This window comes from Streptomyces collinus (assembly GCF_031348265.1).
Lineage (GTDB): Bacteria > Actinomycetota > Actinomycetes > Streptomycetales > Streptomycetaceae > Streptomyces > Streptomyces collinus.
Map to the genome: position 1 here is coordinate 7,582,040 of NZ_CP133771.1, position 13,704 is coordinate 7,595,743.

Sequence of the window (13,704 nt, forward strand, 5' to 3'; positions counted from 1 at the left end):
CGATACGGCAGTGTACCGATACGGCTGCGTACCGGTACACTGCCGTATCGATAGACGTACGACACATCGCCGGCCGGGAATTTTCCGGCCGCCCGACGAAAGCCAGGAGCATCGCCCATGACGTCGCAGGCTGCGGACCGGCCCGAGCCGTCCGGTGTCACGCGCCGCTCCAAGATCACGCCCGAGCGTGAGCAGGAGTTCTACGACGCCGTGCTGGAGCAGCTCCGGGAGTGCGGCTACGACTCCGTCACCATGGAGGGGATCGCGGCCAGCACCCGGTGCAGCAAGTCCACGCTCTACCGCCAGTGGAAGACCAAGCCGCAGTTCGTGGCGGCGGCGCTGCGCTCGCACCGGCGCACGCGCTGCATCGACACCGGCTCGCTCGCGGACGACCTGCGTGAGGCGGCCCGGGCGGCGGGAGAGCTGTCGGGCCGGGACACCAAGCTCCTCCAGGCGCTCGTGCACGCGGCCCCTCAGGACCCGGAGCTGCAACGCGCCCTGCGCGAGGCGCTGGTCGAGCCGGAGATCGCCGCGCTGAAGGAGATCATCCGGCGCGGGGTCGAACGGGGAGAAGTGCCTGCCGACCACCCGGCGCTGGAGTACATCCCGGCGCAGATGTTCGGTGTCCTGCGCATCCGGCCCGTCCTGGAGGGCGAGTACGCGGACCCGGACTACCTCGTCCGGTTCGTGGAGGCCGCCGTGCTGCCGGCACTGGGCCTGACCTGAGACCCGGGCCGCCGTCCGCCGGATGACCGGACGGTGACCCGACCGCGCCGACCCGTGGGGACGGGGGCGGCGCGCACCCCACGGCCGGGTGGGGTTCCCCTGTGAGCGGCAGGGGCGCCCCACCCGGCCGACCGGTGTGCGGGTGTCCGCTCCCGGTCAGACGTCCTGGCCGTTGCCGCTGCCCGTCGCCGCCTTGATGCCCTCGGTGATGTCGTCGAGCACGCTCTCCTGCTCACCCGCGTCGACGCCGAACCGGATGACGACCATCTGCTTCGCGTTCGCGGGGGAGGGGAAGGCGAGCGACTCCACGATGCCGTCGGCGCCCTTGCTCGTGACGGCCTTCCAGCGGACCAGGTAGCCCTTCTGCCCGGCCACCGTCACGGCCTTGGACTCCAGCACGTCGTGAGAGGTGATCCCGCCGTAGGACTTGCCGCCGTAGGACTCCTCGGCGTTCCTCCCGATGTCGGCCTTGGCGATCTCCTCGGCGGTGGCGCCCTTGCTGCCGAGGGCCAGGGCCGGTGCGGAGTAGGCGCCGCCCTTGGTGCACGTCGAGGAGGTGTCGCCGGGGCACTTGTAGGAGTCGTCGGACGTCACCTGAGCGCCGGCCCGGGCCTGCTGGCCGTACCAGCCCTTCGGTATCGGCAGGCTGATCCCGCTCACCGCGTCGGTCACCGACCCGCTCCTGATCTTCGGCGGCTCGGACTGCTCGGGCCCCGGGCTCTGCCCACCGGACCCGCCGTCGCCCCCGGACCCGCCGTCGCCGCCGGAGCCCCCGGACCCGCCCGGTCCGCCGAACGGCCCGCCCTGGCCGCCGGGCGCGCCCGGCCCGCCGGGCTGCCCCTGCGACGTGGGCGAGCCGCCCCCGCCGTCGTCCGTCAGGGCGTACACGCCCACGCCGATGCTGGTGAGCACGACCACGGCCGCCGCGACGGCGGCGCCTATCCGCAGCCGTCGCCCGCGGTCGCCCGGAGGCGCCGTGGGATAGGCGGGGTAGGCGGGATACCCGGCAGCCCCTGGATAGGCGCCGCTCCCTGGATAGGCGCCGCTCCCGGGCTGCCCGTGGGCTCCCGGTTGCCCGGTGGCACCTGGATATGGATGCGTCCCGCTCCCCGGTTGCCCGGCGGCAGCCGGATACGCGCCGCTCTGCGGTTGCCCGGCAGCACCTGGATGCCCGGCGGCTCCCGGCCCCGCCGTACCGGTCGGCTGCCCCGTTGCCGGTGCTTCGGCGGCAGCCGGCGCCTCGGGACCGGCCGGATTCCCGGCTCCCTGCGCATCGCTGCCGGGCTGTCCGGTTCCCGGTACGTCGGTTCCGGTCGGATGCCCCGCCCCAGCCGGTGTCCCGGTCCCGGCCGTCGTCCCGTCCCCGGCCGTCGTCCCGGCGGCGGCAGCCGGACGGCCCGCCGGCCCGGTCGGGGGACCCCAGGTCGCGGGCGGCTGTACCGGGCGGACGCGGTCCGTCCAGGTCTTGCCGTCCCACCAGCGCTCGGTGGCGGGCCCGTCATTTGTCTGTCCGGGGTCGGGGTACCACCCGGGAGGAGTCTCCTGCGTCATGCCCCCACCGTATGAGGCGTCGGTGAAAGAGGCATGAGAGGACCCGGAACAGGCTGTTCCAGGGCAGCCGCGCAGGGCCGCGACACGGCACGGCGGCGACCGGCGAAGCAACCGCAGACGCCTCGTCCCGCTATGGCTGAATGCACGTCATCTCCCCTGACTTTGCCCGGCGTTGACCGAAATACGGCTGGTGGCGGGCCAGGCGCGTCGCCCGGCCGCACCCGGTGTCACCCGTCACGGCAAGAGGTGCCCCGTCCACCCTCCACTCGGGCAATCGGACGGCTACGCTCGACGTCTGTACGTCGTTCGGGCGACTTGGGGAGGTAGCGGGATGACGGAGGTACGGCCCACGGCCGCCGCCTCGGCTTCCCTGTGGGAGCGCGACGAGGAGATCGCCGCCGTCACGCGGGCGGTCGAGACCCTGTGCACGGACCGTTCCTCACCCGGCGGACTGCTGGTCTTCCGCGCCGAGGCCGGCCTCGGCAAGACCGCCCTGCTGGCCGAAACCCGCCGCATCGCCGAGGCCCGAGGCTGCACGGTCTGGTCGGCGCGCGGCGGCGAGACCCTCAGGTCGGTCCCCTTCAACGTGGTACGGCAACTGCTGCAGCCGGCCCTGGTGTCGATGCTGCCGGAGGAGGCCCGAGAGTACCTCGGCGACTGGTACGACATCGCCGGCCCCGCCCTCGGCATCGCGGATCCCGGCGACCGGCAGGCCGACCCGCAGGGCGTGTGCGACGGCCTGGTCGCAGCCGTGCGCCGGCTCGCCCGCCGGGACTGGCCGCTGGTGCTGCTGCTCGACGACGCGCACTGGGCGGACCAGGAGACCCTGCACTGGCTCGCGGGGCTCACCGAGCGCATCGAAGAGATGTCCGTCCTGGTCGTCGTCACCCGCCGCCCCGAGGAAGTCTCCGGCGTGAGCGCCCGCCACCTCGACATCGTCGCCGCCGCCGCGGACGGCCCCGTGACGACGCTGAGCGCCCTCACCCCGGACGCCACGGCCGGGCTCACCCGCGCCTCCCTGGGAGAACACGCCGACGCCGCGTTCTGCCGCGAGGTCTGGGCCGTCACCGCCGGCAACCCCTACGAGACCGTCGAACTCCTCGCCAGGGTGCAGGACAGCGAACTCGAACCGGTCGAGGCCCGGGCAGGTGAGCTGCGCGAGCTGAACCGCTCGGCCCGCGGCGGCGGCCTCGTCGCCCGCCTGGAGGAACTGGGCATCGACGCCACCCGGTTCGCCTGGGCCGCCGCCATCCTCGGCACCGGCATCTCCACCGACCTGGTCGCCAAGCTCGCCACCCTGCGCCCGGACGACGCCCGCCGCTGCGCCGAACTGCTGCGCACCGCCCGCATCCTCACCGCGCCCGACCCCGCGACCGGCCGCAGCGCCGACGGCGACCTGGAGTTCGTCCACCCACTGATCGCGTCCGCCGTCTACAACTCCATCCCCGACGCCCTGCGCACCGCCATGCACGGCATAGCCGCCCGGATCGTCTCCGACGAGGGGCACGGCGCCGCGGCCGCCGCCCGCCACCTTCTGGAGGTCCACCCGGACGACGACGAGGAACTCGTGGGGCAACTGCGCGAGGCCGCCCGCGAGCACCTCGCCGTCGGTGCCCCCGACGCGGCACGCCGCTGCCTGGAGCGCGCCCTGGAGGAACCGCCCCGGCCCGAGTCGCACCCGCAGGTGCTGTACGAACTGGCCGAGGCCACCTTCCTCACCGCGCCCGCCCGCACCATCGGCCATCTGCGGACCGCGCTCGGCATGCCCGGCCTGCACGGCGGCCAGCGGGTCGACGCCGTCTTCCGCCTCTCCCAGGCGCTGCTCCACAACGACCAGCTGGAGGAGGCCGTCCGCACGGTCGAGGCGGAGGCCGCCCGGCTCCAGCCGGGTCCCGACCGGATGCGGCTGCAGGCCGCGCAGTTCATGTGGGAGGGGCTGCACGCCGGCGAGGCCGCCTCACCCGGCCGCTCCCAGCGGCTCGCCGACCTCGCCCGCCCCTGCACCGGCCGGGACAACTCCGAACGGGCCCTGCTCATCCTGCGCGGCTTCGACGCCCTGATGCACGGCGAGAACGCCGAGGAGGTCGCCGAGCTGTGCGACCGCGCCCTCGTCAACGGCCGTCTCGCCCCCGGACTCGGCTGGACCGACACCGAGTGGGGCATCGAACTGCTGCTGATGCTGGCCAACGCCTACGGCTTCACCGACCGCCTCGACCGCGCCGAGACCCTCTACAACGAAGCGCTGCGCGCCTACGAGACGGCCGGCTGGAGCGGCGGCCACCTCGCCCTGGCCCACGCCTACGTCGGGATCGGCCACCGCAGGCGGGGCCGTCTGAAGGAGGCGGAGGCGTCCCTGCGTGAGGCGCTGCGCCTGGCCGAGCGCGTCGGGCGCGGCCTGCCCCTGTACTGGTCCGCGACCTGCAGCCTCGTCGACACCCTGCTCGCCCGCGGCCATGTCGAGCAGGCCTGGGAGGTCGCCGAACGGCACGGCTTCGCCCCGCCCTACCCGTCCACCATCGTCCTGCCCGACCCCCGTTCGGTGCGCGGCCGGCTGCTGCTGGCCGTCGGCCGCACCAAGGAAGGCATCAACGAACTGGAGGCCGCGGAGAAGGCGGCGGCGGCCCGCGGTCACCACAACCCGGTGCTCGTCCCATGGGCGGCCGACCTCGCCCGCGCCCTCAGCACCGAGGACCCGGCCCGTGCCGCCCGGCTCGCCGTCGACGTCCGCCGCCAGGCGGAGCGCTTCGGCACGGACACGGCGATAGGGGAAGCCCTGCGCTGCGCCGCCGACCTGGAGACAGGCCAGCGAGCCGTCCGGCTCTACGCCCAGGCGGTCACGTACCTGGAGGCCTCGCCCTGCCAGTACGAACACGCGGCGGCCCGTATCGAGTTCGGCATCGCCGCCCGCTCGGCGGCCGACCTGCACCGCGGCCTGGACCTGGCGGTCTCCTGCGGGGCCGACGGGCTGGCCGACCGGGCGCGCGCCGCCCTCAAGGCCGGTGTCGGCCCGGCGTAGGTCGGGCGCGGATCGGCGGCGGAGGCGACGTGACGGCCGAGGCCCGGCGTGACGCACGCGCCGGCCCTCAAGAGGTGCCGTCCTCCTCCGCCAGCACCCGCTGCGCCGTCGCGAACGCCGAGTTCGCCGCCGGCACCCCGCAGTACACCGCCGTCTGGAGCAGCACCGCGCCGATCTCCTCCGGGGTGAGGCCGTTGCGGCGGGCCGCGCGGACGTGCATGGCCAGCTCGTCGTAGTGGCCGTGCGCGACCAGGGCGGTGAGGGTGATCATGCTGCGCTCGCGGCGTGAGAGCGTCGGGTCGGTCCAGATCTCGCCCCAGGCGTAGCGCGAGATGAAGTCCTGGAAGCGGGCCGTGAACGGTGTCTGCCGGTCCTGCGCCCGGTCGACGTGGGCGTCGCCCAGCACCTCGCGCCGTACCGCCATGCCCCGGGAGGCGCCCTGGCCGAGGTGGGCGCGCAGGGCGGTCAGCACCGCCTCCGGGCACTGCGCGGGCGCCAGGTGCGAGGCGCCCGGCAGCTCCACGAGCGTCGCACCCGGAACGGCGTCGGCGATCTCCCGCAGATGCGAAGGGGGTGTCGCCGGATCCTCGCGGCCCGCGACCAGCAGGGTCGGTACGGCGATCTCCGCGAGCCGGTCCCGCAGGTCGAACGCGGCGAGCGCGTCACAGCAGGCGGCGTACGCCTCCGGGTCGGCGTCCCGGTGGTCCCGGACCAGGCGTGGCACGGTGAAGTCACCGGCGAACCAGCGCGCGTCGGCGTTCTCCGCCAGAGCGGCGAGCCCCTCGCGCCGCACCAGCGCGGCCCGCTCCTCCCAGGGCCTGGAACCGTTGAAGTGCGCCGACGAGCAGATCACGGCCAGGGACGACAGCCGCTCGGGATGGTGCACGGCGAGATGCAGCCCCACGGCCCCGCCCAGCGACACGCCCGCGTACCCGAATCGCTCGATGCCGAGCGAGTCGGCGAGCGCCAGCACCAGCCCGGCGAGGTCGCCGACCGTCGCGCCCGCCTTGATGAGGCCGGCCGCCGAACCGCCGTGCCCCGGCAGGTCCCAGCGGACCACCCGATGGCTGATCGACAGCTCGGGCGCCACCTCGTCCCACAGGGCGTACGACGTGCCGAGTGAGGGCCCGAGCAGCAGCGGGGGAGCGGAGGAGGGGCCTTCGGCACGGTGGTTCAGGAGGGTCAACGTCGCTCCAGGGCACGGTCGGTGAGGGCCCCGGCGGAGCCCGTGTAGTGGGTCGGGTCGAGGTCGACGTCCGTCAGTTCCGGCGCCTCGGCGAGCGGGCGCCCCGCCGCGGCCAGCCGGGTGAGGAGTTCCTTGGCGCGGGCCCGGCCCAGCACCGGGGCCAGTTCGGCGGACAGCCGCTCGGAGACGATCAACCCGTGGGTGAGGTCCAGGTGTTCACGCATGGCCTCGGGCCTGACCCGCAGTCCCTCCGCCAGTTCGGCGGCGTCCCGGGCGGCCCCGCCGACCAGCCGCAGGAGGTCCCGCAGCGGCTCCCACTCGGCGTGCCAGGCCCCGGCCGGACGCTCGTCCTCGGCGGCCATGGACCCGTACAGCGTGGCCGCGAGCTGCGGTGCCCGCCGCGCTGCGGAGGCGATCAGGGTGGACCGTACGGGATTGGACTTGTGCGGCATGGCGGACGAACCCCCGCCGCTGCCCTCGGCGACTTCGGCGATCTCGGTGCGCGACAGCGTCAGGACGTCCACGGCGACCTTGCCGAGCGCCCCGGCGGTGAAGGCCAGGCATCCGGCGAGATCGCCGATCGGCGTCCGCAGGGTGTGCCAGGGCAGATCGGGCGCCCGCAGCCCGAGTTCCCGGGCGTACGCCTCCGGCAGCGCGGCCGGATCGCTCGCGCCGTACGCCCCGAAGGCCGCCAGCGTCCCCGCCGCACCGCCGAGTTGGGCGGGCAACGACTCCCGGACGGCCTTCACCCGGTCCCGCGCGTCCAGCACCAGCGACCGCCACCCGGCCGCCTTCAGGCCGAACGTGGTCGGTACGGCGTGCTGGGTGAGGGTCCGCCCCGGCATCGCGGTGTCGCGGTGCTCGGCGGCCAGCCGGGCGAGGGCCTGTTCGGTGCGGCCCAGGTCGGCGAGGACCGGGTCGAGGGCCCGTGCGGCGACCAGCATCGTCGCCGTGTCCAGGATGTCCTGGCTGGTCGCGCCCCGGTGGACGTAGGGGCCGTACGGCTCGCCCACGGCCTTCGTGAGATCCGCTACCAGCGGGATGACGGGGTTGCCGCCCGCCCGGGCCCGCCCGGCGAGGGAGACCGCGTCGAAGGCGCCGCCGGCTGCCTCGGTCACCGCCGTCGCCGCCGCGGCCGGGGCGAGCCCCAGGGCGGCCTGCGCGCGGGTCAGCGCGGCCTCCGCGTCCAGCAGCGCCCGCAGATACGCGTGGTCGCCGGTGGCCGCCGCGGCCGCCGAACCGGCCCACCCGGGGGCGAGCAGGGCGGTGTCACCAGAGGGAGATGTCACTGGAACTCCAGGAAGACCGTCTCGCCTTCGCCCTGAAGGCGGATGTCGAAACGGTACGTGCCGTCCCCCTCCTCCGCGGCGATCAGCGTGTCGCGGCGGGCGTCCTCCAGCCCGGACAGCAGCGGATCGGTGGCGAGCACCGCCGCGTCGCCGGGCAGGTAGATCCGGGTGTACAGGTGCACGAGCAGCCCCCGCGCGAACACGCACACGCTGAGGTACGGGGCGTTCCGCCCGCGGGCGCCGGGCCGCAGCGTCCGCGCGTACCAGTGGCCGTTCGCGTCGGTCTGGATCCGCCCCCAGCCCGTGAACTCCACGCCGTTGCGCCCGAGGAAGCCGCCCGAGGCCGGGTCACGCCGCATCGAGCCGTCGGCCGTCGGCAGGTTGCCGTCGGGGTCCGGGCCCCACAGCTCGATCAGGGCGTCCGGCAGCGGGTCGCCCTCGCCGTCGGTGACGTATCCGTGCACGGTGACCGTGTCCGGATGGCCGAGGGGCGCGATGTCCTCGCCCCCGCGGAACGGCAGGGCGTGGCCGTAGAACGGGCCGACGGTGTGCGAGGGGGTGGGCAGCACGCTGTCCGGCCGGCTGGTGTCGATCCTCGTCATGGCTGGTCAGCGCCCTTCTTCGATCCAGGTGGCCTGCGGGCCGTCCAGCACGATGTCCCAGTGGTAGCCCATCGAGAACTCCGGCACCGACAGGCTGTGGTCGTACGTCGCGACCAGTCGCTGGCGGGCCGCGTCGTCCGTCACGGACTGGATGATCGGGTCGTAGGGGAACAGCGGGTCGCTCGGGAAGTACATCTGCGTCACGAGCCGCTGGGTGAACGCCGTGCCGAACAGCGAGAAGTGGATGTGCGCGGGCCGCCAGGCGTTGACGTGCTGGCGCCACGGGTACGGGCCCGGCTGGACGGTGGTGAAGCGGTACCGGCCGTCGTCGTCGGTGAGCGTGCGCCCCACACCGGTGAAGTTGGGGTCCAGCGGCGCGTCGTGCTGCTCGCGCTGATGGGCGTAGCGGCCCGCCGAGTTGGCCTGCCAGATCTCCACGAGCTGGCCGCGCACCGGGCGGCCGTCGCGGTCCAGGAGCCGGCCGGAGACGGTGATGCGCTCACCGATGGGCTCCCCGGCGTGCTGCCGGGTGAGGTCGTTGTCGATGTCGGTGATGTCCCGCTCCCCGAAGGCGGGGGAGAACAGCTCCACCAGCTCGGGGTCCTTGCCGGCGTCGATCGTGACCGGCGGCTGCTTGGGGTGCCGGAGCACCGAGGACCGGTACGGCGCGTAGTCGCGGCGCGGCTGGTGCTCGACGGGCCCGCCGTCGGCGAGGCGCTTCCCGTACGCGGCGTGCTTGGCTGCGATCTCCTGGTCGATGTCGTGTTGCGTGAGAGTCATGGGGGTCCCTGGGAGTGCTTGAGGGGCGCGCCCCGAAAGGGGCGCGGGGCTGGATCGATATGCGGCTCCGCCGCGCGGGCGCGACCAGCCACATGCGGCCCGCAGCCGAACGTCTAGCGTTCGAGGACGAGGGCGAGCCCCTGGCCCACCCCGATGCACAGCGTGGCGACACCGACGCCGCTGCCCCGCCGAGCGAGCTGATGGGCGACCGTCCCGGCGAGCCGGGCCCCGGACGCACCGAGCGGATGCCCCAGCGCGATCGCTCCGCCCTGCGGATTGAGGATCGACGGGTCGAACTCGGGCCACTCGGCCACACACCCCAGCACCTGAGCCGCGAACGCCTCGTTCAGCTCCAGCACGGACAGGTCGTCGAACCCCCTGCCCGCCTTGACCAGCGCCCGGTTGACCGCCTCCACGGGCGCCAACCCGAAGTAGTGCGGGTCGGTCGCCGAGACACCCGGCGCACGGACGCGGGCGAGCGGCTCGCGGCCCGTCGCCCTCAGCCCCTCCTCGTCGACGAGCAGCAGTGCCGACGCGCCGTCGTTCAGGGGCGAGGCGTTGCCCGCCGTCACCGTGCCGCCCTCCGCGCGGAAGGACGGCTTCAGCCTGGCCATCGCCGCCAGGGAGGCGTCCGGACGGACGCACTCGTCGGTGGCGAAGACCACCGGCTCGCCCTTGCGCTGCGGGATCGCCACGGACGCCAGCTCGGCGTCGAACAGGCCCTCGGCCTGCGCCCGCGCCGCCTTCTCGTGGCTGCGCAGGGCGAACTCGTCCTGCTGCTCCCGGCCGATCTTGTGCTTGTCCGCGATGAGTTCGGCCGACTCGCCCAGCGGGATCGTCCACTGCGGCTCCATGCGCGGGTTGACCATCCGCCAGCCGAGCGTCGTCGAGTACAGCTCGGTGTGCCCGGCCGGGAAGGCCTTGTCGCTCTTCGGCAGGACGTACGGCGCGCGGGTCATGGACTCGACGCCGCCGGCCAGCACGACGGACGCGTCGCCGAGGGCGATGGCCCGGGCCGCCTGGATCACGGCCTCCAGGCCGGACGCGCAGAGCCGGTTGACCGTCATGCCCGGCACGGACGTGGGCAGACCGGCGAGCAGCGCGGCCATCCGGCCGACGTTGCGGTTCTCCTCGCCGGCCCCGTTGGCGTTGCCGAAGTACACGTCCTCGACCCGGGCCGGGTCCAGTTCCGGTGTGCGGGCGAGGAGTTCGCGGACGGCGTGCGCGGCCAGGTCGTCCGGACGCACGCTCGCGAGGCTTCCGTTGTAGCGGCCGACGGGCGTGCGGACCGCGTCGACGATGTAGACGTCCTTCACTTCAGGCCCTCCGGCACGGTCAGTTCGGCATCGGTCCTGGTGACGATCTCCTCGGCGGTCACGCCCGGCGCGGTCTCGACCAGGACGAGGCCGCCGTCGGTGACGTCGAGGACGCCCAGGTCGGTGATGATCCGGTTCACGCACCCCTTGCCGGTCAGCGGCAGGGCGCACTCGGTGAGGATCTTGGGGGAGCCGTCCTTGGCGGTGTGCGTCATCACCACGATGACCGTGCGGGCGCCGTGCACCAGGTCCATCGCCCCGCCGATGCCGGTGATCAGCTTGCCGGGGACGGCCCAGTTGGCCAGGTCGCCCCGCTCGGACACCTGCATGGCGCCGAGCACGGCGACGTCGATGTGCCCGCCCCGGATCATCGAGAACGACAGCGCCGAGTCGAAGAAGGACGCGCCCGGCAGGACCGTCACCGTCTCCTTCCCGGCGTTGATCAGGTCGGGGTCGACGGCGTCCTCGGTGGGGTAGGGGCCGGTGCCCAGGATGCCGTTCTCCGATTCGAGGACGACTTCGACGCCCTCGGGGAGGTAGTTGGGGATGAGCGTGGGCAGGCCGATGCCGAGATTGACGTACTGGCCGTCCCGCAGCTCCCGCGCCGCCCGTGCGGCCATCTCCTCGCGCGTCCAGGCCATCAGGACCTCACCGTCCGCTGCTCGATCTTCTTGTCCGCCGCCTGCTCCGGGGTGAGCGCGAGCACCCGCTGCACGAAGATGCCCGGCAGGTGCACCGCGTCCGGGTCGATCTCGCCGGGCTCCACCAGCTCCTCCACCTCGGCGACCGTGACCCGCCCGGCCATCGCGGCCAGCGGGTTGAAGTTCCGGGAGGACTTGTTGAAGACGAGGTTGCCGTGCCGGTCGCCCTTGGCGGCCCGGACCAGGGCGAAGTCCGTGCGGATGCCCCGCTCCAGCACGTACTCCGTGCCGTCGAACTCCCTGACCTCCTTCGGCGGCGAGGCGAGCGCGACGCCGCCCTCACCGTCGTAGCGCCAGGGCAGCCCGCCGTCGGCGACCTGGGTGCCGACGCCGGCCGGGGTGTAGAAGGCGGGGATCCCGGCGCCGCCGGCCCGCAGCCGCTCGGCCAGCGTGCCCTGCGGGATCAGCTCGACCTCCAGCTCCCCGGCCAGGTACTGCCGGGCGAACTCCTTGTTGGCGCCGATGTAGGACCCGGTGACCCGGGCGATCCGGCCGGCGGCCAGCAGCACCGCGAGGCCCGACTCCATCGCCCCGCAGTTGTTGGACACCACCGACAGCCCGGCAACGCCGCGCTCGTACAGCGCCCCGATCAGCACGTTCGGCACACCGCTCAGCCCGAAACCACCCACCGCGAGCGACGCGCCGTCCGGCACGTCGGCCACCGCCTCCAGGGCTGTGGCGACCACCTTGTCCATCCGAGGAGCCCCATCTCTTCCGAGCGACCTGACCAAATTAATCAGGGCACTGAGTATTTCCGCGAGCTGACCCTCACGCTGCCATCGGGATCGAGGGGCGTCAAGACCTCGGCAGATGCGTCTGCGAACCTTTGTGCACGCAGCAGACAGTGTCCCGCGCAGTGAGTATTGTTCAGTGCACCAACGAAAACAACCGAGGGGTGCACATGGCGGCCGCTGACCTCACCACCCACCCCGGGCACCTGGCCCGGCGGCTTCAGCAGGCGCACTACCTGCTGTGGAACGCGATGGTCTCGGAGGAGATCACCTCACCCCAGTTCGCGGTCCTCAACACCCTCGTCGCGGAGCCCGGCCTGGACCAGCGCACGGTGGGGGAGCGGGTGGGGCTCGACCGGTCCACCATCGCCGAGGTGATCAGCCGGCTCAGCCGGCGCGGCCTGCTCGACAAGGTCCGCGACCCGCAGGACGGCCGCCGCTCCCTGCTGCACCTCACGGACGAGGGGGAGCGCACGCACCGCAGGCTGACCGTGCGCACCGCCCGGATGAACCAGGTGTTCCTCGCCCCGCTGACGGCCGACGAGCGGACGGTGTTCTTCGATCTCATACGGCGGGTCGCGGACGCGGCCGAGGGGCTGCGCAATCCCGAGGAGCCCCTGGTGGCGCCCCGCTGACGGACGCGGCCCGGGCGGGCCGTCAGGGCGTCTTGGAGTACACCACCCATACCTGGCCCTTCGCGAAGTTCACCGGAGTGCCGTCGCCGGTGGTGAACGAGGTGCCGTCCGGGGCCTTCTCCCGCTTCCAGTCCACGTCCCAGGCCCGCCCGTCGCGCAGCACCGTCGCCTTGCCCGAGCCGACCGTCTCGGTGTACGGCGTGTTGTTGCCGAGGAAGTCCTGGAAGGCGGACTCGCGCACGTTCACGTACTGCACGACGACCGTCGCGGCCGTCATCCGCTTCCCGTCGGCCGTCGTCGCGGGCGCGCCGTCCATGCCGACCAGCCACCGGTCGCGGGAGTCGGACCAGGTGAAGGTGAACCGGGCCGCCGGGTAGCGCACCGCCCGGGAATCCGTCGCCGTGCCGCCCTCGGGTGCCGGGCCGTAGCGGAAACCGGTGGTCAGGGCGGCCTGGCCGGGGGTCTCGGACAGGATCTGCCCGGGCCGCAGGTAGAGGTTGTGCGGGGCGGGCTTTCCGGAGCCCCGGAAGAAGGCGTCGGCGGAGCTGCCGGGCGTCTCCGCCCGCAGGGGTGCCTTGTCGATCAGCGGCAGGAGCTTCTTCTGCGCGCCGGAGAAGGCGAGCGTGGGGCTGTCGAACTGGCGCAGGAGTTCCAGATCCGACTCGCGTGCGCTGCGCACCGGCCCGACCGTCTCCGGCAGCCGGGTCGCGTACACCGCCATCAGCCGGCTCAGCCCGCCCTCGACCTGCTCGGCGTAGACCACGTCCGCGGCGTCCAGGCCCGTGTGCGGACGGGCGGCGGCGGCGTTGTCGATCTTGACGGCGAGGGCGGAGGGGCCGGTCGCCGAGGGGGACGTTCCTTGTTTCGACTCCTCCGGTGCCCGTCCGTCGTCGCCCGGTCCGCCCTCGCTCGTGCAGCCCGCCGTCAGGGCGACCGTCACCGTGGCGGCCAGCAGTGCCACCGTCGTCGCGGCGTGCCGTCCACGCGTCCCTCGTCCCATGCCCACCGTCGACACCGCGCCTTATGTCATCGATCTACCTTGATTGTGCGCTTATCTGAACAGTGATGGCCATAGCTGATCGTCTTGGCGAGGAAGTGTCTCAGGGGCGTCCGTCGATCGGCCCAAGGTTCAGCGCCGGGCGTCCGGGTACCCGGGCCCCGCCGTACGACC

General features: G+C 73.6%; 11 protein-coding genes and 2 pseudogenes. 3 read left to right on the forward strand and 10 right to left on the reverse strand.

What is annotated here, in order from left to right; all coding sequences use genetic code 11:
- The first annotated feature begins 117 nt into the window (after positions 1-117).
- The gene (locus tag RFN52_RS34200) at positions 118-726 is read left to right on the forward strand and encodes a TetR/AcrR family transcriptional regulator (RefSeq protein ID WP_184852176.1); all 609 of its coding nucleotides are present in this window, start codon (positions 118-120) and stop codon (positions 724-726) included.
- Positions 727-882: 156 nt separating this feature from the next.
- Here the strand turns inward: RFN52_RS34200 and RFN52_RS34205 are convergent.
- A pseudogene (locus RFN52_RS34205) lies at positions 883-1,776 on the reverse strand (hypothetical protein); the annotation flags it as partial.
- Between the two features lie 420 nt (positions 1,777-2,196).
- Positions 2,197-2,277: pseudogene (locus RFN52_RS34210) on the reverse strand (DUF2510 domain-containing protein); the annotation flags it as partial.
- Positions 2,278-2,608: 331 nt separating this feature from the next.
- Between RFN52_RS34210 and RFN52_RS34215 the strand changes: the two are divergent.
- Entirely contained in the window at positions 2,609-5,293 is a 2,685-nt protein-coding gene (locus RFN52_RS34215) for an ATP-binding protein (protein ID WP_184852178.1), read from the forward strand.
- A 67-nt stretch (positions 5,294-5,360) separates the two neighbouring features.
- Here RFN52_RS34215 and pcaDC read toward each other — a convergent pair whose 3' ends face one another.
- From pcaDC to RFN52_RS34250, 7 genes are all read right to left on the reverse strand, one after another.
- Positions 5,361-6,479: a bifunctional 3-oxoadipate enol-lactonase/4-carboxymuconolactone decarboxylase PcaDC gene (gene pcaDC, locus RFN52_RS34220; RefSeq protein WP_184852180.1), complete on the reverse strand. Its 1,119-nt coding sequence runs from the start codon at positions 6,477-6,479 to the stop codon at positions 5,361-5,363.
- Positions 6,476-7,768, reverse strand: coding sequence for a 3-carboxy-cis,cis-muconate cycloisomerase (gene pcaB / locus RFN52_RS34225; RefSeq protein ID WP_184852182.1), 1,293 nt, complete (start codon positions 7,766-7,768; stop codon positions 6,476-6,478). The genes pcaDC and pcaB overlap by 4 nt, the downstream gene beginning before the upstream one ends.
- Entirely contained in the window at positions 7,765-8,370 is a 606-nt protein-coding gene (pcaG, locus tag RFN52_RS34230) for a protocatechuate 3,4-dioxygenase subunit alpha (protein ID WP_184852184.1), read from the reverse strand. Before pcaG ends, pcaB begins: the two co-directional genes overlap by 4 nt.
- A gap of 6 nt (positions 8,371-8,376) precedes the next feature.
- Positions 8,377-9,150, reverse strand: coding sequence for a protocatechuate 3,4-dioxygenase subunit beta (gene pcaH / locus RFN52_RS34235; protein WP_184852186.1), 774 nt, complete (start codon positions 9,148-9,150; stop codon positions 8,377-8,379).
- 113 nt (positions 9,151-9,263) lie between these two features.
- Positions 9,264-10,466: a thiolase family protein gene (locus RFN52_RS34240; RefSeq protein ID WP_184852188.1), complete on the reverse strand. Its 1,203-nt coding sequence runs from the start codon at positions 10,464-10,466 to the stop codon at positions 9,264-9,266.
- On the reverse strand, positions 10,463-11,107 hold the full coding sequence (locus RFN52_RS34245) for a CoA transferase subunit B (RefSeq protein ID WP_184852190.1): 645 nt from the start codon (positions 11,105-11,107) through the stop codon (positions 10,463-10,465). Before RFN52_RS34245 ends, RFN52_RS34240 begins: the two co-directional genes overlap by 4 nt.
- A complete protein-coding gene (locus RFN52_RS34250) occupies positions 11,107-11,862 on the reverse strand; it encodes a CoA transferase subunit A (protein WP_184852191.1) in 756 nt (251 codons plus the stop codon). The genes RFN52_RS34245 and RFN52_RS34250 overlap by 1 nt, the downstream gene beginning before the upstream one ends.
- A gap of 206 nt (positions 11,863-12,068) precedes the next feature.
- Between RFN52_RS34250 and RFN52_RS34255 the strand changes: the two genes are divergently transcribed.
- A complete protein-coding gene (locus RFN52_RS34255) occupies positions 12,069-12,533 on the forward strand; it encodes a MarR family winged helix-turn-helix transcriptional regulator (protein WP_184852193.1) in 465 nt (154 codons plus the stop codon).
- Between the two features lie 22 nt (positions 12,534-12,555).
- Here RFN52_RS34255 and RFN52_RS34260 read toward each other — a convergent pair whose 3' ends face one another.
- Complete coding sequence (locus tag RFN52_RS34260) at positions 12,556-13,533, reverse strand: DUF3048 domain-containing protein (protein WP_184852195.1); 978 nt, start codon at positions 13,531-13,533, stop codon at positions 12,556-12,558.
- Between the last annotated feature and the right edge of the window lie 171 nt (positions 13,534-13,704).

Bases quoted from the DNA above. Each gene is read 5' to 3' on its own strand.
- RFN52_RS34250 (WP_184852191.1), bottom strand. From the start codon at position 11,862: ATGGACAAGGTGGTCGCCACAGCCCTGGAGGCGGTGGCCGACGTGCCG.
- pcaH (WP_184852186.1), bottom strand. From the start codon at position 9,150: ATGACTCTCACGCAACACGACATCGACCAGGAGATCGCAGCCAAGCAC.
- RFN52_RS34260 (WP_184852195.1), bottom strand. From the start codon at position 13,533: ATGGGACGAGGGACGCGTGGACGGCACGCCGCGACGACGGTGGCACTG.
- pcaG (WP_184852184.1), bottom strand. From the start codon at position 8,370: ATGACGAGGATCGACACCAGCCGGCCGGACAGCGTGCTGCCCACCCCC.
- RFN52_RS34215 (WP_184852178.1), top strand. From the start codon at position 2,609: ATGACGGAGGTACGGCCCACGGCCGCCGCCTCGGCTTCCCTGTGGGAG.
- RFN52_RS34255 (WP_184852193.1), top strand. From the start codon at position 12,069: ATGGCGGCCGCTGACCTCACCACCCACCCCGGGCACCTGGCCCGGCGG.
- RFN52_RS34245 (WP_184852190.1), bottom strand. From the start codon at position 11,107: ATGGCCTGGACGCGCGAGGAGATGGCCGCACGGGCGGCGCGGGAGCTG.
- RFN52_RS34200 (WP_184852176.1), top strand. From the start codon at position 118: ATGACGTCGCAGGCTGCGGACCGGCCCGAGCCGTCCGGTGTCACGCGC.